This window comes from Streptomyces sp. NPDC033131 (assembly GCF_055578365.1).
In genome coordinates, this window is record NZ_JBVIPA010000016.1 from 74,350 (window position 1) to 96,292 (window position 21,943).

Consider the following 21,943-nt stretch of genomic DNA (forward strand, 5'->3'; position numbering starts at 1 on the left):
TCAGTTGGCCCACGGGGGTGTGATGCGGGTGCCGTCGGCGAGTTCCGCCTCCAGGCCGATGGAGGTGGTGACCCAGGAGGTGGCGAGCTCGCTCGTCGGGTTCTCGACGGCGAGGGTCGACCCGGCGTTGATGATCACCGTGTCGCCCGCGGCGACGCGGTGTGTGTGGCCGTCGAGGGTCATCAGCAACTCGCCGCCGAGCACATGGAAGATCTCCTCCCGGTTGACGGTGTGCGCGGGCGCCCTGGTCCCGGCCGGGATCTCGCCGCGCCAGGCGCACAGCTCCGTGCTGCCGGTGCGGGGGGAGGCGTAGGAGACGAAGCGGGCGCCGTGGATCTCGTGGGTGACGGCTTCGGACGGGCGGACGACGGGCATGGGCTCTCCGATGGCAGATAGTCAAGCTTCTTGACTAGTTGACTTTATGGTCAAGCAGCCTGACCAAGTTGTCAACGGTGTTTCAATGCTGTCGTGCAGAATTCCGAAGCCATGGCCCTGTCCGCCGCTCTGCTCGCCGTCGCGGGCGAGCTCACGCAGCGCATCAACGAGGGTGTCGTCGCCCGTGGCTTCGAGGGGATCAGGCCCGCGCACGGCTTCGCGTTCGCCCGGCTCGCCCCCGACGGGGCGACGGTCACCGAGCTCGCCGCGCACCTCGGCGTCACCAAGCAGGCCGCCAGTCAGCTGGTCGACGAGATCGTGCGCAAGGGGTACGCCGAGCGGCGGCCGCACCCCGGTGACGCCCGGGCCCGGCTGGTCGTGCTGACCGGGCGGGGGTGGGCCTGCACCCGGGCGGCGGAGGAGGCGGCCGCGGAAGCCGTGGGGGCGTGGGTGACGCTGCTCGGTGAGGGCGCGGTGCGCGCGTTGCGCGACCAATTGGGGCGCATCGCACCCTATGGTCCCATCAGGCCGACCTGGTGACGATTCTTCAGTTCTTTATCAGGGGCTCCGGCCATCGATGGTTACCACTGGAAGTTTTTACTGACGCGTAACTTCACAAGTGCACTACTCGTCCGTAACTTGACGAGTGAACAGCATCCTCGTGATCCGGATCACAGGGCGTAGAGCCGTCGCAACTCCCTTGAGCCGCAAGGAGATCACCCGATGCTGCCCTGGAAACGAGTGCTCAGACCCCTGGCCGCACTGCTGCTGACCGCCGCGGTAGCCGTCGTCCCCGCCACCACGGCCCAGGCCGCCGACGCCTCCGGCCAGGGAGGCTGGAACAACTACTCCTGCAAGCCGTCCGCCGCCCATCCCCGCCCCGTCGTCCTCGTGCACGGAACCTTCGCGAACTCCGTCGACAACTGGCTGGCCCTCGCGCCCTACCTGAAGAACCGCGGTTACTGCGTCTTCTCTCTCGACTACGGCCAGCTGCCCGGCGTCCCGCTCGTCCACGCCCTCGGCCCCATCGACAAGTCGGCCGAGCAGCTGAAGGCCTACGTCGACAAGGTGCTCGCCGCGACCGGCGCCGCCGAGACCGACCTCGTCGGCCACTCGCAGGGCGGCATGATGCCCCGCTACTACCTCAAGTTCCTCGGCGGAGCCGCCAAGGTGAACGCCCTTGTCGGCATCGCGCCCAGCAACCACGGCACCACGCTCTCGGGCTTCACCCGCCTCCTGCCGTACTTCCCGGGCATCGAGGACCTGCTCACGACCAACACCCCCGCCCTCGCCGACCAGGTCGCCGGCTCCGCCTTCCTCACCGAGCTCAACGAGGGCGGCGACACCGTGCCCGGCGTTCGGTACACGGTCCTCGCCACCAAGTACGACGAGGTGGTCACGCCGTACCGGAGCCAGTTCCTCAGCGGACCTGGCGTGCGCAACATCCTGCTCCAGGACCTGTGCCCGGCCGACCTGTCCGAGCACGCCGTCATCGGGCTGTTCGACCGGATCGCCTTCCACGAGGTGGCCAACGCCCTTGACCCGGCGCATGCCACCCCGACCACCTGCGCGTCGGTGCTCGGCTGAGTGCCGCCGGGGCCTGACCGGCCTGAGCCGCAGGTCAGGCCCCGGAGCCCCAGGTCAGCGACCGTGCCGGCCGCCGCCCACCGCACGCCGGCGCACCGAGGCGAACAGCACCGCCGAGCCGAGCGCCAGCGTCGCCGCGCCGCCCACGGCGAGATACGGCGTGCCGCCGTCGCCACCGGTCTCGGCGAGGTTCCCGGTGTCGCCGGCCGCCTTCACCTCGGTGGGCGGGGAACTCTCGCCCTGGGCGGCCGGCCCGGCCTCCGGACGCGCCTCCGGACTCGCCTGCGAATCCGTCTCCGGCTCGGCCGACGTCCTGGCGTCCTGGTCACCGTGGCCGTTGTGCTCGACTGTCGACTTGTCGGTGCCGTCCTCGATCTGCTCCTCGGAGGGAGCGGAGGCGGTCGGGGCCGCGGACGCGCCGCTCGTCGTACCGCTGTCACTGTCCCTGCCGCTGTCACCGCTACCACTACCGCTACCGCTATCGCCGCCGAACGCCACGTCCGAGCAGGAGTAGAACGCCTCCGGGCTGTCCGAGCGCTGCCAGATCGCGTACAGCAAGTGCTTGCCGGAGCGCTGGGGGAGGCTGCCCGAGAAGGTGGAGAAGCCGCCGGACGTGCCCGGGTCGGTGGCCGTCGCCACCGGGTTGGCCAGGTCCAGGTCGTCCCAGCCGAGCGGCTGCGCCGGGTCGTAACCGGCCTTGGTGATGTACACCGTGAAGGTCCCCTTGTGCGGGGCGGTCACGCGGTACTTGAAGGTGTACGACCCACTGCTCACGCCGGTCGCGGGCCAGTCGGCGCGGACCAGGTCGAGCCCCTTGAACTCGTCGTTGTTCGCGCTGCACAGCCTGCCGTCCGGGATCAGCGCCTGGTGCTGTCCGTCCGCGTTGCCGATGCGGACGCCGTTCCAGTCGTAGAGCGCCTGCGTGCCGCCGGCCGCGACCGCCGCCCGGCACGCGTCCGACGCCGGGCTCTCGGGGCCCTCCGCGTAACACTGCGAGACCCGGCTGACCGGGTCGCCCATCGATCCGTGCGCGGAAGCGGGGGCGGCGGACAAGGTGGTCAGGGCCAGCGGGGCCAGGCCGAGAACGGCGACGGTGACGGCCTTGCGGCGTGCGGGCATGGGGGATCTCCTCGAACCGGAACAGATGCGTGCCGGATCAAAGAAACCGTGAAAAGGCCTGCTGGGGGCGGCTGGAGGCGATCTTTATGGCCGCCTTAAGGGAGGGCTGAGGCGTAGATCAGGTACATGACCGGCCTGCGTCACGGTGGCGGCGGCGAACTACGACACGGCCGCCTCGCGCGCCACGCGGTGGCGGAGGTAGACGACTCTCGAGGCGAAGGTGCGGGTCTCGACGAGTTCGAGATCCACCCGGCGCTCGTGCTGGGGAAAGAACGGAGTGCCACCGCCGACCAGCACCGGGTAGACCATGGCCCGGTACTCGTCGATCAGATCCGCCGCGGCAGCCTCGGCGGCGAGAGTCGCGCCGCCGATCGCGATGTCGCCCTCTCCCGGCTCGGCTCGCAGCCGCTCGATCTCCTCCGCCACGCCGCCGGAGGCCAGGCGGGCATTGCCCTGCACCGACGACAGCGTGGTGGAGAACACCACCCTCGGCAGCGCCTTCCACAACGCGGTCCACTCGAGATCGGATTCGTCGAGCGACGGATCCTGGTCGGCGGTCTCCCAGTACAGCATCGTCTCGTACAGCCGTCGTCCCAGCAGGTGGACGCCGACCTCTCGAATCTCGTCGATCCAGAAGCGAAAGACCTCCTCGTCGGGCACCGTCCAGTCGAAGCGGCCGTCCGGCCCGACGATGTAGCCGTCAAGTGAGACGCTCATCGAATAGGTCACGCTGCGCATGAGAGATCCTCCTCGGTCACGGGCTCGACGGTACGACCGCCGTAAGCCGCGGAACTCATCGCGACGCGCGGGATCTCCTGAGCCTCACCACTGGCCGGGCCCGGTGCACGGCGCATCGGTCCCGGTAGCGTGCGCGCCATGACGCACGAGGAGATCCGGCCCGCGACGACAGCCGACGTACCCGCCGTGAAAGCCGTCACCGACGCCGCGTACCACCACTACATCGAGCGCATCGGGACGGTGCCGCAGCCCATGCGGGCGGACCACGCGGCGAACGTGGCCGAGGGGAAGGTGTTCGTGACGGGGGAGCCCGTGATCGGGCTGGTGGTGATCGAGGCGTACGAGGACCACCTGTACCTGGACAACATCGCCGTCCACCCCGACGCGCACGGCAGGGGCGTGGGGGGACGGCTGCTGCGTTTCGTGGAGGCACGCGCGCGTGCGCTGCGTCTGCCCGAACTCAGGCTCCACACGCACGCCATGATGTGGGAGAACCAGAAGATCTACCCGAAGTACGGATACGAGGTCGTGGAACGGCGCGTCGACGGGCCGTACGACCGCGTTCACTACCGCAAGCGGCTGCACTGACGGGAGATCGGGCCGGGCAGGCTCGTGCCTCTCACCCGTCCGGCCACCACGTGCGCGCGATGTCCTTTCGGACCTCCGGGCGTCCCGCGGGGCGCTCGTCGGCCTCCTCGCGGACCTGGCGGGAGTCCGTCTTCTTCAGGGGCTTCTGCACGGTCACACGGCGCATGGCTGCCTCCTTCAGGGTCTACCGAGTTCCGCGTTCTCACGGAGGTAGACCCGTTAAGGGAGACTTCCTCATCGGTTGCTGTTCTGTCAGTGGCCAGTGTCACGATTCGACTGTCAGTGGCAGGTGTCACCCTTGGGCGCATGACACACGAGAGTGACGGAACGACTTCGGTGGGTGTCGACTGGGACGCTCGGGCCGCCTCATTCGACGACGAGCCGGACCACGGTCTGCGCGACCCGCGGGTGCGCCACGCCTGGGCAGGACGCCTGCGCGACTGGCTCCCCGAGCGTCCGTCCGACGTCCTCGACCTCGGCTGCGGCACCGGCAGCCTGTCGCTCCTCGCCGCCGAACAGGGCCACCACGTCACCGGCGTGGATGTGTCTCCGGCCATGGTCGGCCTCGCGCGCGCCAAGTCGGCCGGCCGTGACGCCGTGTTCCTCCTCGGTGACGCGACGGCACCGCCCGTGGGGGAGGAGCGCTTCGACGTCGTGCTCGTACGGCACCTGCTGTGGGCGCTGCCCGACCCCGGCCGCGCCGTGCGGCACTGGCGGGAGTTGCTGCGCCCGGGAGGGCGGCTGGTGCTGGTCGAGGGCGTATGGGGGACGGTGAGTCCGGTGGGCATCCCCGCCGACCGGCTCGCCGCCCTCCTCGCCCCGATCGCCGGGCAGGTGCGCGTCGACCGGCTGTCGGACGACGCGCTGTTGTGGGGGAGGGAGGTGGAGGACGAGCGGTATGCGGTGGTGGCGGTGGTCCGTTGAGGACGGTCAGGAGTGGCGGGGTGGGTGGTCGGCTGGGGACGGTCAGGAGTGGCGGGGTGGGTGGTCGGCTGGGGACGGCTACGACAGCAGCGCGTCGAAGCCGCCCGCGCGCGCCAGCGCCTCCAACTCGTCAAGGGCGGCCACGGCGGCGGCCGCCGCCTCAGGGTCCCGCTCCGCGAGACCGCTCTCGGCGAACTCGTCCTCGTCCAGGCGGAGCACGTCCGTGCCGTCGGCCGAAAGCCACAGGTCCAGGTCGAGGTCCTCCACGACGACTTCGGCACTGGACCGCGTGGCCGGGCGGGTGATGTCGCAGTACCAGCCCTTCAGATCACCGGACGCGGCGCGGACCTCCTTCACCGCGTACCAGCGGTCCCGCCAGTAGTACTCGGTGAACACGTCGCCGGGCTCGAAGCGGACGAAGCCGAAGTCGCGGACGCCCTCGCCGGCCCAGGCGGCGCGGACGACGAGGCGGGTGCCGTCGTCGCCGAGGAGCCCGGCCTCGTAACGGATCTTCGTGCGGCCCGCCTTGACCAGGACGATCTCCAGGAGGACCGAGGGGTCAGCCGAGTTCGCGGACATACCGCACCTCCGTGGCGCAGATCTCGTACCCGAACCACTTGTTGATCGCGATCATCGGGCCGTTGCCGGTGTCGTTGCCCGTGAACGCCTGCGTGAATCCGGCGGTACGCGCGCGGTGCAGGGAGTCGTTCTTGGCGAGCTTGGCCAGGCCCCGGCCGCGGAAGGCGCGGGCGGTGCCGGTCATGACGGTGCCGTAGCGGGTGCCGCCGTCGGTGCGGGCCATGCTGAAGGCCGCGGGGCGGCCGTCGGCCACGGCGACCGAGGTCAGCTCGGGACTGAACAGAGGGTGGTACCAGGTCTCCGCCAGCCAGGCCTCGTAATCGGTGAACTCGTAGGCGATGTCGCTCGGTTCGTCCGACATCGTCTCCGAGTCCAACTCGAACAGCGGGCGCGGATCGTCCGCGAAGTCGGCACCCGTGCGCAGTTCGACCCCCGGCGGCAGCGGCCCGAGCGGTGGCAGGTCGCCGTTCGCCAGGTCCAGGCGGAGGAAGTGCGCGGAGCGGCTGCCGTGGTAGCCGTGCCGCTCGGCGAAGACACGGTTGCCCGGTTCGTCCAGGACCCAGGCGAAGAGCTTGGTCGCGCCGTGGGCGGTCAGGTGCTCCTCGGCGGCGCGGACCAGCAGCGCGCCGGCGCCGCGGCGCGTCCGCTCCGGGTGCACGTAGACGTTGACGTAGCCCAGTCCGGCCTCCGGGCTGTCGTGGACGAGCCCGACCTGGGCGGTGCCGATCACCTCGCCGTCCTCCTCCGCGACCAGCGGCCGGTAGTGGGCCTCGGGCCGGATGTGGGCGAGGTCGTGGGCCAGGGAGTCCGGGGTGACGAGGAAGAACGGAAGCGCGAGGTGGCGGACGCGGGCGAAGCCCTCGATGTCGGCTCGGACCTCGGGCGCGAGGTCGCGCACGATCACAGTCATGTACGCGCACGCTACGGGGGCGACGGACCGCGGTGCCTCTCATTTTCTGGCGGGTGCGGGACAATCACCCCGTGACCTTGAAGATCCACATCGATGAGAGCGCCCCGCCGTACGAGCAGGTGCGGGCCCAGATCTCCGAGCAGGCCCGGTCGGGGGTGCTGCCGGTGGGATACCGGCTGCCCACGGTGCGAGGGCTGGCCGAGTCACTCGGACTCGCCGCGAACACCGTCGCCAAGGCGTACCGGGCGCTGGAGGCGGACGGGGTGATCGAGACCCGGGGGCGCAACGGAACGTATGTCGCCGCCGCGGGCTCGGCGGCTGAACGGGAAGCCGCGCTGGCCGCACAGGCGTACGCCGAGCGGGTCCGACGGCTCGGCTTGGACGAGGACGCGGCGCTCGTCGCGGTGCGGGATGCCCTGCGGGCGGCTTACGGGACGGGCTGAGCCGCGTCTGGAACCTTCCCCCCGGGGGCGCCGGAATCAGGAGCGTCCGGGGCCGTTCCCCTCTTGGGGGTCGGAGTCGTGGCGTCCGGGGTCTTTGCCCCGGGGCACTGGAGCCGAGGACGTCCGGGCTTTTCCGGGGGGCACCGGACTCAGGGAGGCGTGGGCTCTTTCCTCCTCTTGGCCCGCGCCCCCCCCGAGTCCGGTCCCCTGGGGCACCGGAGCCGAGGACGTCCGGCTCTTCCCTGGGACAACGGACTGGGACAACGGACACGGGGAAGCGCGGGGTCTTACCTGGGGCCCCGGACTCGGGAAGCGCGAGCCCTTCCCTGGGGCCCCGGACTCGGGAAGCGCGGGCCCTTTTCTGAAGGGACCGGAGCCGGGAACCTCAAGCCCGCTCCAGGTGCTCCGGCGCTCGGGTGACGTCCCAGCCCTCCGCCCGCGCCGCCCTCGCGAAGGTCATCGCGTCCTCCACCGCCGCCCCCGTCGGGTCGTTGTTGAAGTACGCGAACACGTCCTGGCTCCCGGACCACGTCTGCGTGATCCGCTCGGCCCACGTCTTCAGGGCCCGTCGGCCGTAGTGCGGCCAGGCGCGGGCGCGGCCGACGTGGAAGCGGACGTAGCCCCAGTCGGCGGTGCGCCACAGCGGAGTCGCCTGGCGGGAGCGGACGTCCGCCCAGCACAGGGCGGCGCCGCGGGATTCCAGCACCTCGCGCACCTCGCTCGTCCACCACGAGTCGTGGCGCGGTTCGACCGCGACCCTCGTCCCGACCGGGAAGCAGGACAGGCAGCTGTCCAGCAGTCCCGCATCCGCGCGCAGTGTCGGTGGCAGCTGGAGCAGGACCGGTCCCAGGCGGTCGCCGAGGCCCGCCGCGTGGCTCATCAGGCGGTGCACCGGCTCCTCGGGGTCCCGCAGCCGTTTGATGTGGGTCAGATAGCGGCTGGCCTTCACCGCGACGACGAAGTCCGGCGGGGTGCGCTCCCGCCAGGCCTCGAAGGTCTCCCGGGACGGCAGCCGGTAGAAGGCGTTGTTGATCTCGACCGTCGCGAAACGCGCCGCGTACTCCTCCAGCCACAGCCGCGTCGGGCACCCGGCCGGATAGAGGACGCCCCGCCAGTCCTTGTACTGCCACCCCGAGGTGCCGAGGAACAGGGTCATATCCCCATCAAAGCACGTGCCCTACAGGTACAGCCCCGCGTCCGTCCCCGGCCGGGGCTCCGGCACCGAGGTCGGCGAGGTGCCCCGGCGCAGCGCGTACAGCTCGGCCAGCGTCGCGCCCTCGCGGCCTACGCCCTCCTCGGTGCCCAGCCAGCTCACCGCCTCCCGGTGGGTCAGCCGGCCCACCTCGATGCGGGCCAGGCAGCGGCCGGGGCGGACCACGGCCGGGTGCAGGCGCTCCAGGTCCTCGTTGGTCGTGACCCCCACCAGGACGTTGCGGCCCTGGCCGAGCAGGCCGTCGGTCAGGTTGAGCAGCCGCGACAGGGCCTGGCCCGCCGTGTGCTTGGCCTCCCCGCGGATCAGTTCGTCGCAGTCCTCCAGGAGGAGCAGCCGCCAGCGGCCCTTGCCCGTGGAGTCGTCCTCGCCGATCGCGATGTCCATCAGATAGCCGACGTCGGAGAAGAGGCGCTCGGGGTCCAGGACGCAGTCCACCTGGCACCAGTCCCGCCAGGAACGCGCCAGCGTCCGCAGCGCCGACGTCTTGCCGGTGCCCGGCGGGCCGTGCAGGAGCAGCAGACGGCCCGCGATGCCCTCGGGGGTCGTCTTCATCAGGCGGTCCATCGCGTCCGCGACCGGCGCGGTGTAGTTGTCCCGCACCTCGTCCCAGGTGCCCGCGGAGATCTGCCGGGTGGTGCGGTGCGGGCCACGCCTCGGGGAGACGTACCAAAAGCCCATGGTCACGTTCTCCGGCTGCGGTTCGGGCTCGTCCGCCGCGCCGTCGGTGGCCTGGTCGAGGACCTTTTCGGCCAGCTCGGGGCTGGTCGCCGTCACCGTGACGTCGGCGCCGCGGTTCCAGCGGGAGATCAGCAGGGTCCAGCCGTCGCCCTCGGCGAGGGTCGCGCTGCGGTCGTCGTCGCGGGCGACGCGCAGCACCCGGGCACCCGCCGGCAGCAGCGTCGTCCCGGACCGCACGCGGTCGATGTTGGCCGCGTGCGAGTACGGCTGCTCGCCCGTCGCGAAGCGGCCGAGGAACAGCGCGTCGACGACGTCGGACGGTGAGTCGCTGTCGTCGACGTTGAGCCGGATCGGCAGAGCGTCGTGTGGGTTCGCAGACATGCCGCCATGATCCGGCACGCGGACGTCGTGTGCACCCGCTTTCCGCGGTGCACCGCCCGCGTTCCTTCGGCACGGGCGGTGCACCGCGGCGCGTCACGAGCGTCCCGCGCTCCCGGCGTATCCCCTTCGTCCTGTTACACAGCTGTGCGCCCACGACATCTGCCCCAGGAGGCGTCCTGCCGGATACCGTTGCCCTTGATGGGACGTCATGGGTGGAATTCGGGGGTGGGGCGGTGGCGGCTCACCGCGCTGCTCGGTGTCGGCGTGGCCGCACTGGCCTTGGTGGTGACCCTCCTCAACACGCTTCCCGGGGGCGGCTCGGGCACCGAGGGCACCTCGCGCGACGGGGACAAGGTGCACGGCACGCCCACCGCCACTCCGGCCGCGACACAGCCGGACGTGGGCTGGGGCTTCACCCACACCCAGTTCAGCGCCGACGAGGGCAGTGCCGCCGCCGTCGGGCGCGTCGAGGGGCTGCTGTCGAAGGCCGGGGGCCTGCCGCAGATCCAGCACCTCATGGGCTGGGGCGCCGACAACCCCGAACCGGTCGAGGGGCGTTACGACTTCGAGGCGATGGACCTCCGCGTCGACTTCATGCGCGCGTCCGGCGGCACACCCGTCATCACGCTGTGCTGCGCCCCCGACTGGATGAAGGGCGGCGAGGCCGGCGTCGACAACACCGACTGGAGCCAGGCCTCCCTGGAGACCGCCCCCGAGCGTGAGCACTACCAGGACTTCGCCGACCTGGCCGCGACCGTCGCCAAGCGCTATCCGGACGTACGCCACTTCATCGTCTGGAACGAGTTCAAGGGCTTCTGGAACGACGCCGAGGCCCGCTGGGACCACGAGGGGTACACCGAGCTCTACAACCTCGTCTACAAGGCCCTCAAGAAGGTCGACACGGACATCATGGTCGGCGGGCCCTACCTGGTCATGGACAGTCTCGACCCGAGGTCGGAAGACGCCTCCGCGACCTTCAAAGGCCCCTGGGGCGCCATGGACCAGCGCGTCCTGGACGCCTTCGAGCACTGGAACAGGCACAAGGCGGGCGCCGAGTTCGTGGTCGTGGACGGGTCCAGCTACACCCAGGACGACGAGCTGCTGCCCGACGAGTTCGCGGCCACCGACAAGTTCACGGCGGTGGGCGACTGGGTGCGCGCGCGGACCGGTGATCTGCCGCTGTGGTGGGCCGAGTACTACGTCGAGCCCGCCGACGGCAACGACGAGCGCAAGGGCTGGTCCGAGACCCGCCGGGTCGCGGTCCAGGCGGCCGGGATGATCGCCATGGTCAAGGGCGGTGCCTCCTCCGGTTTCTACTGGAACCCGGAGAAGGAGAAGGGCTCCGACTGCCCGGGCTGCCTGTGGACACCGACCGACAGCCGCGGCGGGGGCGAGAAGCTGCCCATGTACGACCTGGTCGCGCGCTTCAGCCAGGAGTTCCCGCCGGGAACCGCCTCCAAGGAGGTGCCGGTCGCGGCCGCCGACGGGTCCGAGGTCCGGGTCCTGGCGACCGACGAGGTGATCCTGGTCGTCAACACCCTCGACCGGTCGGTCAGCGCGAAGATCGACGGCAAGGACGTCACGATGCAGGCGTACGAGGTCAGGTGGCTCGAACGCCGAGCCACCTGACCCTCACTTGATCGTCATCAACCGCTGCACCAACGCGGCCAGCAGCACCGCCAGCAGCGGCAGCGAGAACCAGAAGGTGCTCTGCAGCCACTGCAGTTGCCGCACGCTCGGCCGCACCGCGACCCGGACGACCTCCCGCGCCGACAGCAGCACGATCAGCGCGAGCGCCGCGAGGGCCCCCACCACCGACCACGGCGTCCAGGTCACCTGCGGTCCGATGGGACCCGGATCCGCGGCCGGGACCTTGCCCTCGGGCTGCTTGCGCAGCGCGTACATCGTCACGTCCTCGTTGACGAAGACCTTCTTCAGTTCCCTCCGGTCGTCCAGGTTCTTGATCAGCCGCGGTTCCCAGCCGGCCGCGTAACCCACGTCCAGCTGGAGGTAGACGACCTGACTGCGGTTGACCATCAGATACGAGTTCGGGCCCGCGTCCTTGAGCGCCTTGACCAGGCCGGACACCAGCACCGGGTCGGTCGGGGCCAGCGTGGGCAGGTACTCGACCTTCTCCATGTCCTTCGCGCCCCACGGCAGCGACGGCGTCACCACGTTCACCGGGTCGTCGCTCAGCCACAGCAGACGTGCCGTCGGGTCGTCGTGGGCGTACACGTACTCCATGGCGGCGATCTCGCCGGTCCGGGTCCGCTCGAAGGGCTCGTTGCCCCACCGGGCCACCAGGAAGCCGCCGATCAGCACCAGCCCCGCCATCAGCGCGGCCAGCGGGGCGAGGCTCACCCGGTCCTTGTCGCGTTCCTCGACGGTGACGCCGGTGCGCGGGAACAGCGCGAGCCCGGCGAGCAGGGCCGCGCCCGGCAGGGCGAACATGAAGACCCGCAGGGCCATTTCGCCGCCGTACGACTGCATGCCGAAGCCCAGGAACGGCACGAACGTGAGGACCAGCAGCGACCGCTCGCGGTACTTGTGCTCGCGCCTGCGCCACCAGCCGTAGCAGGCGAAGGCCATCACACCGCCGGCGAGGAGCACGCGCGCGTAGAGGACGAGTTTGTGGGTCGAACTGCCGCCCTCGATACGGCCGGACACGGACGAGGACACGTTGCCGCCGACCCCGCCGACCCCGCCGAACATCTCGTCGAAGTGCCCGGACCAGTACGGCTCGGCCATGAAGCCCACCCAGGCGGCCACCAGGACGCCGAACAGCACCGGCAGCCCCCGCAGTTCGCTGCGGCCGACCAGGACGAGCACCGTCAGCACGCCCAGCATCACGAACGGGGTGAGCTGGTGGGCCGGGACGCTCGCCGCGAACAGGCCGATCACCACCGCCAGCAGCACGGCCCGCTGCCGCCGGTTCGTCGGCTCGACCTCGATCTCGCCGGGGCGCCGCCCGGTCCAGATCACGCCCGGTGCCCGGAACCAGACGAGCAGGATCGCCACGAAGACCAGGTACAGGAGATACGTGAAGCCCTGCGGGGAGAAGTAGTCCTGGCCGACCCAGCCGCTGAGCACGAAGATCCAGATGCCGGTCCACTTGGCCCGCCAGCTCGCCCGCATCGACCGCACGAGCAGGAACATCGGCGCCAGGTAGAGCAGTTGGACGGCGAGCGGCCACCAGCGGATGATCTCGGTGAAGTCGTCGACCCCGCAGGCCTTCAGGACGAACGCGGCGGCCGCGAAGAACCCCGGCCAGCTCCAGCGCGCGTCCAGGTCCGGCACCGCGGACCCGGTCCGGTCGATGTAGTCGAGGAAGCCGAGGTGCTGCCAGGCCGTCGCGAACCGGGGCTCGGCCTCGATCACGGCGGGCAGCGCGTGCAGCGAGACCACCGTCGCGAGCAGCGTGACCAGCAGCAGCGCCCGGTGTTCGCGGCCCAGCCACAGCAGCGAGGCGAAGACCAGGACCAGCAGCCCGGCGCCGACGAGCGTGGCCTTCGGCAGCACGGAGACCAGTCCGAGCCCGCCCATCCGGTCCAGGTCGGCCTCGCCCAGCCGCAGCGCGGGCACCCAGTACAGCAGCAGCGCGGCGGCCAGCAGGCAACCGAGGACCACACCGAGACGGGTGGGCAGCAGGGCCCTCGGCCCCGAGGCGGGCCGCACCTCGGGCTCCCACACCTCTTCGTGTACGGGCGTCTCCCGTGCCTCTTCGCGTACGAGGGCCTCCTCTGCCGCTGCCTCTTCGTCTGCCTCGAACGGCGCGTCGACCTCCGCCTCGGCCGGACCCAACGACGCCTCCGACCCCGGCTCCCGGGCCTCGACCGGCAGCCCCAGTTCCGGCTTGCGGGCCCAGGCGGGCCGGTGGTCCTCGGGCACCGCGGGCGCGCCCGTGGGCGGGGTGCCGGGGCCCGGGCGCACATCGGGCCGGCGTTCCAGGTGGTCGAAGTCGACGTGGATGCCCAGGCCGAGGGTGTCCTGGTCCAGTGCCCAGCCCGGCCCGCGCTTGTGCGCCGCGGCGGGCGCCTCGCGCGCCCCCAGGTCGGCGAGGTCCCCGTCGGGCGCCGCGCCCTCGGGCAGCTCGGCGCCCGACGCACGGACGATCCTGTACAGCCTGGGTGCGGCGAGCGCGACGATCACCGCGAGGGCGGAGATCTCCGCGACGCCCGCGCCGGTCAGGCCCATGCGGGGGAGCAGCAGCAGCGTCAGGCCGAGCACCAGGGCGCACAACAGGCCCTGCAGCCAGGCCAGTCCGGCGGTGCGGCTCTGCGCGCGCAGCACCGCGAAGTACGTCTCCATGACGACCCGCAGGAGCCCGCCGACCGCGAACCAGCGCAGCAGCGGGGTGGCCGCGTCCGCGTACCCCGCGCCGAAGACGCCGAGGATCCACGGCGCCCCGAAGAACAGCACCCCGGCCACCGGCAGCATGATCCGCGCCATCCGCTTCAGCGCGGCCCGGGTGTTGGAGGCCAGCCGCCGCGGGTCGTGCGAGCCCTCGACGGTCAGCGAGGCGCCCATGTTGATGGCGAGCAGGTTGACCGTGCCGCCGATGGTGGCGGTGATGTAGAAGTACGCGTTGTCCTCGGAGCTGACCTGCGAGGCGATGATCACGGGGATCAGATAGACCACGGCGAGCGAGAACAGCGAGCCGGTGTAGTCACCGGCCAGGAACCGCCCGACCTCCCGCCACGTCGGCGGATGCGCGTGCTCCTCGGTCGCCCCCACCTGCCGGGGCACCAGACGCCGGAACACCAGCCAGCCCAGCGGCAGCACGGAGAAGGCGATCGCCGCGACCCAGGACACGAACACACCGGTCATGGGGACGGCCACCGCGAACGCGACCAGCAGCCCCAGCTTCACCGCGGAGAACACGGTGTTGCCGACCGGTACCCACAGCGCGCTGCGCAGCCCGGTCAGCACCCCGTCCTGGAGCGTGAGCAGGTTCCAGGCGACGACGGCCACGACGAAGCCCAGCCCGCTGACCGGCGCGTTCAGGAAGCGGTACGACGGCCCCCACACGTCCAGCGTCAGCAGGAAGACACCCGCGGCCAGCGCCACGACCACCGAACTGCCGACGTACGTGCGGAAGATCAGCCGCCCGGTGGCCCGGCCCGCGACCGGGATGAAGCGGGCCAGCGCCCCGGTCAGGGTCACCGCGGTCAGACCCGCGAGCAGCTTCATCGCGGCGATCGCGGCGGAGCCCTGGCCGACCGCCGCCTCCGAGTAGTAGCGGGCCGCGGCCAGCCAGAACCCGAGGCCTAGCACCGCGGAGATGCCGGTGTTGAGCATCAGGGCGTAGGCGTTGCGGAACAGCTGGCTGCCCCCCGGCGACCGGCCGAGCCCGGGCAGCCGGAGCCTGCGCCCCGACTGCTCGGGCGCCCCGGTCGCGGGCGAGGTGTCCTCGGTCGTGGTCGTGGTCGTGTCAGACACGGGAACGGATGGCCTTTCGGCGGACCTGACGTGCTCTGCGGACCAGGGCGTATCCCTTGGTGAGGGCACGGTCCCCAGCGAAGTTCCGGGCGATCCCACGGCCCTTGACGAGCCGCTCGAACTCCTCGACGCCCGTGCTGCGGCGCACGGTGACGCGTCGCAGGGCGTACGGTCCCTGGCGGCGCCGCGCGAGGCTGTTGCCGACGGCGAGCGCCTGGCCGTACCCCGTCTCCCGCACCGCCTGCCGCACCCGGCGGCTGGAGTAGCCGTACGGGTAGGCGAAGGAGGCCGGGGCGGTGCCGAGTTCGTCGGTGACGATCTCCCTGCAGTGGATCAGCTCGTGGCGCAGTGCGGCGTCGTCGAGCTGGTCCAGCTGCGGGTGGGTGTGGCTGTGCCCGCCGATCTCGACGCCCGCCGCTGCCAGTTCGCGGACCTGGGCCCAGTCGAGCATGGTGTCGAGGCTGTCGCCGGTGTCGTGCGGACCGCGGATCCAGCCCGTGGAGACGAACACGGTGGCGGTGAAGCCGTGCTGGGCGAGGACGGGCAGGGCGTGCCGGTGCACGCCCTCGTAGCCGTCGTCGAAGGTGATCAGGACGGGCCGCGCGGGCAGCGGGCGGCCACCGCGCCAACAGGCGGCGAGATCGGCGGCGGTGACCGGGGTCAGGCCCAGATCGCCGATCAGCGCCAGCTGGGCCGCGAAGTCCCCGGGCGTGACCGACAGTTCGCGGGTCGCTTCGTTCGGTTCGGTGCCGATCGCGTGGTACATGAGGATCGGCACGGGTGCCTCAGTCATGTCTGCCCCCCTCGCTGTCCGACAGCCGAGCCACCGTGAAGGTTGCCCCGCCCCGGCGGGCCCGCACACTTCCCACCACGTATCCGCCCGCCGCCGTGAGCACCCCGGCCACGATCGCACCCGCCCGGCCCGCGCCGCCCGGCCGGGCCAGCAGGGCGTCCCGCAGCCCGCGCGCCACGCCGGCCGGCAGGACCCGGGTGGCGTACCGGCGCTCCGACTCCAGTCCCTTGCCGGCGCCGACACTGCGCGCCACCAGGGCCTTGGACAGGCCCTCGGCGTACGCGCGGGTGCGGAAGTACGCGAAGTGCTCGCGCGCCTCGGGCACCCGGTGATGGATCACCGCCCGGTCGTCGATCAGGAGGACCGCGTCCGGCCGGGCACGGGCGAGGCGGATGCACAGCTCCGTCTCCTCGCAGCCCAGCGGCCTCTTGTCGCCGTCGCGTCCGATGCCGGTGGCGAAGCCGCCCGCCGCCTCGAAGGCGGCGCGCCGGAAGGACGCGTTGCCGCCGAGCACGTTGCGCACCCGCACCAGGCCGGGCGGCAGCCCCCTGTACGTGCAGCCCACCACCCAGTCGAACTCCGCGGGAAACCAGGCCGGCCGGCGGCCCGAGGCCCAGATGGGCTCCGTACGGCCGCCGACGGCCATCACCCGCGGATCCGCGTACGCCTTGGCGAAGTGCGCGAGCCAGTCCCGCTCGGCGACGGCGTCGTCGTCCAGGAAGGCGACGACCTCGCCGCGCGAGGCGGCGATGCCGGTGTTGCGGCCGGCGGACAGGCCGCGGGGGCCCGCGTTGGCGAGCACCCGCACCGCCGTGCCCGCCCCGGACTCCTTGTATTCCTTGTACTCCTTGGTGAGCCGGTCCAGGAGTGCCGCGTTGTGGTCGACGACCAGCAGGGTTTCCAGGGCAGGCCGGGACTGCGCACGCACCGAGGAGACCGCCGCGAGGATGTCCTCCCAGCGGTCCTCGGTGTAGACGCAGATCACGACGGAGATGTCGGGACCGCTCAAGACACTTCTCCCCGGACCGAGTCGAGCATCGGGGAGGGGTGCCTGCGGCTGCGCAGCGCACGACGGTTGGAGCGCTCCCGCAGGATGACCTTGAGCACCCTGATCCCGTCCCGCACGGCCCGCAGGTTGCTGGTGCCGTGGATGCGGAGGTACTCGTGGCTCGGTATCTCCTGCACCTTGAGCCCTGCCTTCACGACCCGGATGTTCATCAGGGTCTCGACCTCGAAACCGGTGCAGTCGAGGTCGATCTTGTCGAGGCAGTGCCGCCAGAACGCGTTGTAGCCGTAGCAGAGGTCCGTGTAGCGGGCGCCGAACTTGCGGTTGACGGTGGTGCACAGCGCCCAGTTGCCGAGCTTGCGGATGAAGGTCATGTCGTCGGTGCCGCCGCCGTTGGCGAAGCGGGACCCCTTGGCGAAGTCCGCGCCCGAGACGAGGGCGGAGACGTACGACACGATCTCGTTGCCGTCGGCCGAGCCGTCCGCGTCGACCATCACGATGATGTCGCCGGTGCAGGCGTTGAACCCGGTGATCAGGGCGTCGCCCTTGCCCTTGCCGCGCTGTTCGACCACCTTGACGTCAGGCCACAGTTCGCGGGCCACTTCGACGGTGTTGTCGGTGGAGTTGCCGTCCACCAGGACCACTTCGTGGATCCAGTCCGGAAGGGTCTTGAAGACGTAGGGGAGATTCTCCGCCTCGTTCATGGCGGGAATCACCACGCTCACCGGCGGCGCGATGGCCAGGTGAGAGGAGATCGGTCGGTAATGGCTGGTCACGAAGGCGTCCTGGCCCGACGTGGCCGGCCGCAGATCGAAGCTCATGAGTCTGGTCCCTCTCGTCCGGTGGACCGCCCGCCCCTGGGCGGCCCGGCTGTGTGTCCGGTTCGAAAGGGGGGTTTCTCACGCACGGCACCGCGGAATGGAACTCCGCACCCACCGGGTGAGCTGGCAAAGCTGGCCGGCCTCCGACAACGGCTGCCGACCGCGCGGCACGACTCGGTCACCAGTACGGTCACCGAGCACGGCACCCCCCTACCGCGCCCCGCGCCAGGCCATCGCGGTCCTTGAGCCCTCCCCTAGAGCCGCGCAATGATGGACCGATGCGGGTGAGATGTACGACGGTATTGACGATTGAACCCGTATGGCAAGACCTATAACGAGGCCTCACGTTTTTGTTGGTTTGACCGTTACCGACGGGACGAGCGGATCTTTCCCGCCCGCTTGAGCAGTTTGTCGGCCGGCTCGAACAGCTCCGGCCGGGACACCACCGCGTTGCGCAGTGCCCGCACCGGGGCGCGGCGGACGCGATGTCCGACCGCCACCGGGTGACGCCTGGTCACCCACCCCTCGGACACCTGCAGCTCACGTGTCTTCAGGGAGTCCTTGTATTCCTTCTGACCCCGGCCGAGGTCCAGGTAGGCGATGCCGTCCGCCGCGGCCGCCTCGGCCATCCGCAGATGCAGCACCAGGCCGGGGGAGTACTTCGAGAACGCCGGGTCGTAGGCAGGGAACCAGCACGCGAGCACCCGCTCGGTGCGCAGTCCGAAGTGCGCGGCGACCGGCTTGCCGCCCGCGTAGAGCACGGACAGGATCCCCGCGAACGACTCGGAACGCGTGTGGAACAGGTGCTCCACGAGCCGGGTGATCCAGTCGTGCGCGAAGCGGTCGCTGCGCCCCGTCCTGCGGTACTGCGCGGACTTCCAGTCCATCAGGGTGCGCAGGGCCGCCGGGTCGCGTTCGTCGTGCACGTACGTCACCTCGCCCGCGTCCCGGCCCAGCCTGCGCTCCTTGGCCAGCGTGGTGCGTGTGAACTTCGGTGCCTGGGTGCGGAGTTGGGACAGATAGGCGTCGTAGCCCTGGTCCACGTCCATCACCGGCGACGGGAAGGTTGCGGTGGCCCCGGCCTCGAAGGCCCGCTGGCCCGCCACCAGGTGGTCGAACTCCCACAGGGCGAGCCCGCAGGCCCGCAGCAGCTCCCGGGCGTCCCAGGTGAACCCGGGCCGGTGCACCACGCCCTGGGCGTCGGAGATGCCGAGCCCGATGGCCCGGCCGATGCCGGTGGCGGTCCGCTGGTACGGGAGGAACGCGGCGACCTCGCCGTCCTCCCGCACCACCGCGATCCGTACCCCGCGCCGGTAGCGGCCCACCGCGAGCGCGAACTCGGGGGACAGGAACGGGTTCGCCAGCTCCGGGGAGCCGAGCAGGTGGGCCTTGGACTGCATCGCCGTCCACGCCGTCCGGTCGGCCGCGCTCAGCTCGCCGGGACGGTACACGCTGATGTCCACGTCAGATGCCCTGCCTTGTCGTCGTACGGCCACGCGGTCGTCGTACCAGAACCAGCAGGAGGAGAACACAGCTGATCACGGTCACGGCGACGATCCCGCCGCGCACCGACCAGCTGTGCAGGGCCAGCATGCCCTGGGCCACCAGCATGTTGACGACGACCGAACCGGCGAGCGCGGCGATGGTCCGGCCGAACGGTTCGAGGCCGCGCAGTGCGGCGCCGATGGCCGCGGCGGGCGCCGCGAGCAGGAAGAACAGGGTGAGCGGGCCGCGCAGGGGTGAGTCGGAGCCGGCGAGTGCCAAGGCCGCGCCGAATCCCCCGACGGCCGTGGCGGCGCCCGCGAGCAGCGGTGCCAGGTCCCTCCCCGGTCCTGGCGACGCTCCCTCGGCGCCGTCCGTCGACGCTGTTGAAGATGTTGTGCCACGTATGGACTGCATTGGCGACTTTGCCCCCCGAAGCGCCGGATGCCGGGCTTCAATGTCGCTCAGTCGCGCGGGAGCCGTCAAGACGGCGAAGCCGGACAACAGCGGTTCCCCGCACCCGGTACCGGGTGCGGGGAACCCCTTCCTGGTTGCCTACGGCACGATCTTCAGCAGGCGGTTGGGCGAACCGGTGCCCGCGCTGGTGACCTTGCCGGTGGTCGAGCCGTTGACGAGGGCCGTGGCGACCTGGGCCGGGGTGGCCGAGGTGTGACCCGCCAGGTAGACCGCCGCGGCGCCCGCGACGTGCGGGGTCGCCATCGACGTGCCGGAGATGGTGTTCGTCGCGGTGTCGCTGGTGTACCAGCCCGCGGTGATGGAGGAGCCGGGGGCGAAGATGTCCAGGACCGAACCGTAGTTCGAGTAACTGGCCCTGGCGTCGGTGCTGGTGGTGGCGCCGACCGTGATCGCCGAGGCGACGCGGGCCGGGGAGTACGAGGAGGCGTTGGCGCTGCTGTTGCCGGCCGCGACGGCGTAGGTCACGCCGCTCGCGATGGAGTTGGCGACCGCCGTGTCCAGAGTGGTGGAAGCGCCGCCGCCGAGCGACATGTTGGCGACCGAGGGGCCCGAGTGGTTGTTGGTCACCCAGTTGATGCCCGCGATCACACCGGCGGTGGTGCCGGAGCCGGCGTTGTCGAGCACGCGGACCGCCACGATCTTCGCCTTCTTGGCGATGCCGTAGGTGGAGCCCGCGATGGTGGTGGCCACATGGGTGCCGTGGCCGTTGCCGTCGGAGGCGACGGTGTCGCCGTCGACGGCGTCGTAGCCGTACGAGGCGCGGCCGCTGATCTGGGAGTGGGTGATGCGCACGCCGGTGTCGATGACGTACGCCGTCACACCGGTGCCCGCGCTGTCCGGGTAGGTGTAGGTGCCGGACAGCGGGAGCGAGGTCTGGTCGCTGCGGTCCAGGCCCCAGGGCGCGCTGGACTGGGTGGTGTCGGTGAGCCGGACGCGCTGGTTCTGCTCGACGACGGCCACCGACGGGTCGGCGGCGAGTCTCTTGGCCTCGGCGGCGGAGAGAGTGGCGGTGTAGCCGTTCAGCGCGGCGCCGAACGTCTTCTTCACCGAGCCGCCGTACTCCTTGATCAGGCTCCTGCCCTCGCTCGAGGAGGCCTTGAATCCGGCGTCCTTCTTGAGCGTGACGATGTAACTGTCCTTGACCGCGGTGGGGGAGCCGGCGGCCAGGACCTTGCCCTCGGCCGGGGCGGCATGGGCGGGGAGGGCGGTGAGCCCGCCCACGAGGGCGGCGGTCGCCAGGCTGGTTATCGCGGCGAGCCGGACCTTCTTGCTACGCAGTTGTGCCATTACGAGGGAGTCCTCCTCATAGGCGACGCGTGCCCGGGTGGGGCGCGCGTCTGTGGGGGGTGCGCGCGTCGTCGCACACACGGCCGCGGAGCGTCGCGTTCCGTTCCACGGCTGAGTAAAGAGTCAGTGGTCTACGGGTGTAGATCAAGGGGCTTGAGGGTCTGTCATATGTTTGTCATGGACGCGTAATCGAATGGGTCGTCAGTTGGCCCGGAAAGTCTTGGCATGAACACTTCCCGTCAACACGCGTAGTTGCTACGACGGTTGTGGCAGAGATCCTGCTAAGGGAGGTTCCATGAGACGTTCCCGATTTGCCGCATACGTCGGCTCGCTCCTCCTGGCCGTCGCCACCGCCCTCACCGGGGCCACAACCGCCCACGCAGCCCAACTCGCCGCACCGGGCGGGTATGTAGCGCTCGGCGACTCCTACTCCTCCGGAGTGGGAGCGGGTAGCTACCTGTCCGCGAGCGGCAACTGCAAGCGCAGCACCAAGGCCTATCCGTACCTCTGGGCCGCCGCCCATTCACCCTCGTCGTTCGACTTCACCGCCTGCTCGGGCGCCCGAACGGGTGATGTTCTGGCGAATCAACTCACCCCGCTCAGCGCCGCCACCGCCCTCGTCTCGATCAGCGTCGGAGGCAACGACGCAGGCTTCGCCGACGTCATGACGACCTGTGTGCTCCAGTCCGACAGTTCCTGCCTGTCCCGGATCAACACCGCGAAGGCGTACGTCGACTCGACGCTGCCCGGCAAGCTCGACAGCGTCTACTCGGCGATCCGCTCCAAAGCACCGGCCGCCCGTGTGGTCGTGCTCGGCTACCCCCGCTTCTACAAGCTCAACACCACCTGCGTCGGCCTCTCCGAGACCAAGCGGAAGGCGATCAACGACGCGGCCGACTACCTCGACACCGCCATCGCCAAGCGTGCCGCGAACTTCGGGTACGCCTTCGGTGACGTCCGCACCACCTTCACCGGCCACGAGATCTGCTCCGGCAGCTCCTGGCTGCACAGCCTCAACCTGCTGAACGTCGGCGAGTCGTACCACCCCACGGCGGCCGGCCAGTCCGGCGGCTATCTGCCGGTGTTCAACGGCCTGGCCTGAC

The 21,943-nt window shown here is 70.9% G+C and carries 22 protein-coding genes; 7 read left to right on the plus strand and 15 right to left on the minus strand.

Annotation, left to right across the window (positions count from 1 at the left end; genetic code table 11):
- Complete coding sequence (locus ACZ5XS_RS21545) at positions 1 to 375, minus strand: cupin domain-containing protein (protein ID WP_468653594.1); 375 nt, start codon at positions 373 to 375, stop codon at positions 1 to 3.
- Between the two features lie 93 nt (positions 376 to 468).
- On the opposite strand from ACZ5XS_RS21545, the gene ACZ5XS_RS21550 reads away from it, so the two are divergent.
- Both ACZ5XS_RS21550 and ACZ5XS_RS21555 read left to right on the plus strand, forming a co-directional pair.
- Positions 469 to 915 carry a MarR family winged helix-turn-helix transcriptional regulator gene (locus ACZ5XS_RS21550; protein ID WP_468653596.1) on the plus strand — a complete coding sequence of 149 codons (447 nt, stop codon included), beginning with the start codon at positions 469 to 471 and terminating at the stop codon, positions 913 to 915.
- Between the two features lie 183 nt (positions 916 to 1,098).
- On the plus strand, positions 1,099 to 1,962 hold the full coding sequence (locus ACZ5XS_RS21555; protein ID WP_468653598.1) for an esterase/lipase family protein: 864 nt from the start codon (positions 1,099 to 1,101) through the stop codon (positions 1,960 to 1,962).
- 54 nt (positions 1,963 to 2,016) lie between these two features.
- Here ACZ5XS_RS21555 and ACZ5XS_RS21560 read toward each other — a convergent pair whose 3' ends face one another.
- Together ACZ5XS_RS21560 and ACZ5XS_RS21565 are read right to left on the minus strand one after the other, a co-directional pair.
- Entirely contained in the window at positions 2,017 to 3,081 is a 1,065-nt protein-coding gene (locus ACZ5XS_RS21560) for a lytic polysaccharide monooxygenase auxiliary activity family 9 protein (protein ID WP_468653600.1), read from the minus strand.
- Between the two features lie 159 nt (positions 3,082 to 3,240).
- Positions 3,241 to 3,819: a dihydrofolate reductase family protein gene (locus ACZ5XS_RS21565; protein ID WP_468653602.1), complete on the minus strand. Its 579-nt coding sequence runs from the start codon at positions 3,817 to 3,819 to the stop codon at positions 3,241 to 3,243.
- Positions 3,820 to 3,957: 138 nt separating this feature from the next.
- On the opposite strand from ACZ5XS_RS21565, the gene ACZ5XS_RS21570 reads away from it, so the two are divergent.
- Positions 3,958 to 4,407, plus strand: coding sequence for a GNAT family N-acetyltransferase (locus ACZ5XS_RS21570; protein WP_468653604.1), 450 nt, complete (start codon positions 3,958 to 3,960; stop codon positions 4,405 to 4,407).
- Positions 4,408 to 4,438: 31 nt separating this feature from the next.
- Here the strand turns inward: ACZ5XS_RS21570 and ACZ5XS_RS21575 are convergent, their stop codons facing one another.
- Entirely contained in the window at positions 4,439 to 4,573 is a 135-nt protein-coding gene (locus ACZ5XS_RS21575; protein WP_095749573.1) for a hypothetical protein, read from the minus strand.
- Positions 4,574 to 4,713: 140 nt separating this feature from the next.
- On the opposite strand from ACZ5XS_RS21575, the gene ACZ5XS_RS21580 reads away from it, so the two are divergent.
- On the plus strand, positions 4,714 to 5,331 hold the full coding sequence (locus ACZ5XS_RS21580) for a class I SAM-dependent methyltransferase (RefSeq protein ID WP_468653606.1): 618 nt from the start codon (positions 4,714 to 4,716) through the stop codon (positions 5,329 to 5,331).
- 78 nt (positions 5,332 to 5,409) lie between these two features.
- On the opposite strand, the gene ACZ5XS_RS21585 is transcribed toward ACZ5XS_RS21580, so the two are convergent.
- Together ACZ5XS_RS21585 and ACZ5XS_RS21590 are read right to left on the minus strand one after the other, a co-directional pair.
- Complete coding sequence (locus tag ACZ5XS_RS21585) at positions 5,410 to 5,910, minus strand: ribonuclease FAU-1 family protein (RefSeq protein WP_468653608.1); 501 nt, start codon at positions 5,908 to 5,910, stop codon at positions 5,410 to 5,412.
- Positions 5,891 to 6,820, minus strand: coding sequence for a GNAT family N-acetyltransferase (locus ACZ5XS_RS21590; protein ID WP_468653610.1), 930 nt, complete (start codon positions 6,818 to 6,820; stop codon positions 5,891 to 5,893). The genes ACZ5XS_RS21585 and ACZ5XS_RS21590 overlap by 20 nt, the downstream gene beginning before the upstream one ends.
- 71 nt (positions 6,821 to 6,891) lie before the next feature.
- Here ACZ5XS_RS21590 and ACZ5XS_RS21595 point away from each other — a divergent pair, with 71 nt between their 5' ends.
- The gene (locus ACZ5XS_RS21595; protein ID WP_468653612.1) at positions 6,892 to 7,263 is read left to right on the plus strand and encodes a GntR family transcriptional regulator; all 372 of its coding nucleotides are present in this window, start codon (positions 6,892 to 6,894) and stop codon (positions 7,261 to 7,263) included.
- A 385-nt stretch (positions 7,264 to 7,648) separates the two neighbouring features.
- On the opposite strand, the gene ACZ5XS_RS21600 is transcribed toward ACZ5XS_RS21595, so the two are convergent.
- Together ACZ5XS_RS21600 and ACZ5XS_RS21605 are read right to left on the minus strand one after the other, a co-directional pair.
- The gene (locus ACZ5XS_RS21600) at positions 7,649 to 8,419 is read right to left on the minus strand and encodes a DUF72 domain-containing protein (RefSeq protein WP_468653614.1); all 771 of its coding nucleotides are present in this window, start codon (positions 8,417 to 8,419) and stop codon (positions 7,649 to 7,651) included.
- A gap of 21 nt (positions 8,420 to 8,440) precedes the next feature.
- Positions 8,441 to 9,535 carry a DUF5925 domain-containing protein gene (locus ACZ5XS_RS21605; RefSeq protein ID WP_468653616.1) on the minus strand — a complete coding sequence of 365 codons (1,095 nt, stop codon included), beginning with the start codon at positions 9,533 to 9,535 and terminating at the stop codon, positions 8,441 to 8,443.
- A gap of 198 nt (positions 9,536 to 9,733) precedes the next feature.
- On the opposite strand from ACZ5XS_RS21605, the gene ACZ5XS_RS21610 reads away from it, so the two are divergent.
- A complete protein-coding gene (locus ACZ5XS_RS21610) occupies positions 9,734 to 11,164 on the plus strand; it encodes a GH39 family glycosyl hydrolase (RefSeq protein ID WP_468653618.1) in 1,431 nt (476 codons plus the stop codon).
- A gap of 3 nt (positions 11,165 to 11,167) precedes the next feature.
- Here ACZ5XS_RS21610 and ACZ5XS_RS21615 read toward each other — a convergent pair whose 3' ends face one another.
- The 7 genes from ACZ5XS_RS21615 to ACZ5XS_RS21645 form a co-directional block, all read right to left on the minus strand.
- Positions 11,168 to 14,974 carry a lipopolysaccharide biosynthesis protein gene (locus ACZ5XS_RS21615; protein ID WP_468653620.1) on the minus strand — a complete coding sequence of 1,269 codons (3,807 nt, stop codon included), beginning with the start codon at positions 14,972 to 14,974 and terminating at the stop codon, positions 11,168 to 11,170.
- Positions 14,967 to 15,767: a polysaccharide deacetylase family protein gene (locus tag ACZ5XS_RS21620; protein WP_468653622.1), complete on the minus strand. Its 801-nt coding sequence runs from the start codon at positions 15,765 to 15,767 to the stop codon at positions 14,967 to 14,969. Before ACZ5XS_RS21620 ends, ACZ5XS_RS21615 begins: the two co-directional genes overlap by 8 nt.
- Positions 15,760 to 16,776, minus strand: coding sequence for a glycosyltransferase family 2 protein (locus ACZ5XS_RS21625; protein WP_468653624.1), 1,017 nt, complete (start codon positions 16,774 to 16,776; stop codon positions 15,760 to 15,762). The genes ACZ5XS_RS21620 and ACZ5XS_RS21625 overlap by 8 nt, the downstream gene beginning before the upstream one ends.
- Positions 16,773 to 17,594: a glycosyltransferase family 2 protein gene (locus ACZ5XS_RS21630; RefSeq protein ID WP_468653626.1), complete on the minus strand. Its 822-nt coding sequence runs from the start codon at positions 17,592 to 17,594 to the stop codon at positions 16,773 to 16,775. Before ACZ5XS_RS21630 ends, ACZ5XS_RS21625 begins: the two co-directional genes overlap by 4 nt.
- Positions 17,595 to 17,959: 365 nt before the next feature.
- The gene (locus ACZ5XS_RS21635; protein ID WP_468653628.1) at positions 17,960 to 19,057 is read right to left on the minus strand and encodes a GNAT family N-acetyltransferase; all 1,098 of its coding nucleotides are present in this window, start codon (positions 19,055 to 19,057) and stop codon (positions 17,960 to 17,962) included.
- A 1-nt stretch (position 19,058) separates the two neighbouring features.
- Complete coding sequence (locus ACZ5XS_RS21640) at positions 19,059 to 19,358, minus strand: hypothetical protein (protein WP_468653630.1); 300 nt, start codon at positions 19,356 to 19,358, stop codon at positions 19,059 to 19,061.
- 273 nt (positions 19,359 to 19,631) lie between these two features.
- On the minus strand, positions 19,632 to 20,840 hold the full coding sequence (locus ACZ5XS_RS21645; RefSeq protein WP_468653632.1) for a S8 family peptidase: 1,209 nt from the start codon (positions 20,838 to 20,840) through the stop codon (positions 19,632 to 19,634).
- Positions 20,841 to 21,135: 295 nt separating this feature from the next.
- On the opposite strand from ACZ5XS_RS21645, the gene ACZ5XS_RS21650 reads away from it, so the two are divergent.
- Complete coding sequence (locus ACZ5XS_RS21650; protein WP_468653634.1) at positions 21,136 to 21,942, plus strand: SGNH/GDSL hydrolase family protein; 807 nt, start codon at positions 21,136 to 21,138, stop codon at positions 21,940 to 21,942.
- The last annotated feature ends 1 nt before the right edge of the window (position 21,943 follow it).

Excerpts from the sequence above, each read along its gene's own strand:
- ACZ5XS_RS21545 (WP_468653594.1), bottom strand. The coding sequence starts at position 375 with ATGCCCGTCGTCCGCCCGTCCGAAGCCGTCACCCACGAGATCCACGGC.
- ACZ5XS_RS21555 (WP_468653598.1), top strand. The coding sequence starts at position 1,099 with ATGCTGCCCTGGAAACGAGTGCTCAGACCCCTGGCCGCACTGCTGCTG.
- ACZ5XS_RS21560 (WP_468653600.1), bottom strand. The coding sequence starts at position 3,081 with ATGCCCGCACGCCGCAAGGCCGTCACCGTCGCCGTTCTCGGCCTGGCC.
- ACZ5XS_RS21565 (WP_468653602.1), bottom strand. The coding sequence starts at position 3,819 with ATGCGCAGCGTGACCTATTCGATGAGCGTCTCACTTGACGGCTACATC.
- ACZ5XS_RS21570 (WP_468653604.1), top strand. The coding sequence starts at position 3,958 with ATGACGCACGAGGAGATCCGGCCCGCGACGACAGCCGACGTACCCGCC.
- ACZ5XS_RS21575 (WP_095749573.1), bottom strand. The coding sequence starts at position 4,573 with ATGCGCCGTGTGACCGTGCAGAAGCCCCTGAAGAAGACGGACTCCCGC.
- ACZ5XS_RS21580 (WP_468653606.1), top strand. The coding sequence starts at position 4,714 with ATGACACACGAGAGTGACGGAACGACTTCGGTGGGTGTCGACTGGGAC.
- ACZ5XS_RS21585 (WP_468653608.1), bottom strand. The coding sequence starts at position 5,910 with ATGTCCGCGAACTCGGCTGACCCCTCGGTCCTCCTGGAGATCGTCCTG.
- ACZ5XS_RS21590 (WP_468653610.1), bottom strand. The coding sequence starts at position 6,820 with ATGACTGTGATCGTGCGCGACCTCGCGCCCGAGGTCCGAGCCGACATC.
- ACZ5XS_RS21600 (WP_468653614.1), bottom strand. The coding sequence starts at position 8,419 with ATGACCCTGTTCCTCGGCACCTCGGGGTGGCAGTACAAGGACTGGCGG.
- ACZ5XS_RS21605 (WP_468653616.1), bottom strand. The coding sequence starts at position 9,535 with ATGTCTGCGAACCCACACGACGCTCTGCCGATCCGGCTCAACGTCGAC.
- ACZ5XS_RS21610 (WP_468653618.1), top strand. The coding sequence starts at position 9,734 with ATGGGACGTCATGGGTGGAATTCGGGGGTGGGGCGGTGGCGGCTCACC.
- ACZ5XS_RS21620 (WP_468653622.1), bottom strand. The coding sequence starts at position 15,767 with ATGACTGAGGCACCCGTGCCGATCCTCATGTACCACGCGATCGGCACC.
- ACZ5XS_RS21630 (WP_468653626.1), bottom strand. The coding sequence starts at position 17,594 with ATGAGCTTCGATCTGCGGCCGGCCACGTCGGGCCAGGACGCCTTCGTG.
- ACZ5XS_RS21645 (WP_468653632.1), bottom strand. The coding sequence starts at position 20,840 with ATGGCACAACTGCGTAGCAAGAAGGTCCGGCTCGCCGCGATAACCAGC.
- ACZ5XS_RS21650 (WP_468653634.1), top strand. The coding sequence starts at position 21,136 with ATGAGACGTTCCCGATTTGCCGCATACGTCGGCTCGCTCCTCCTGGCC.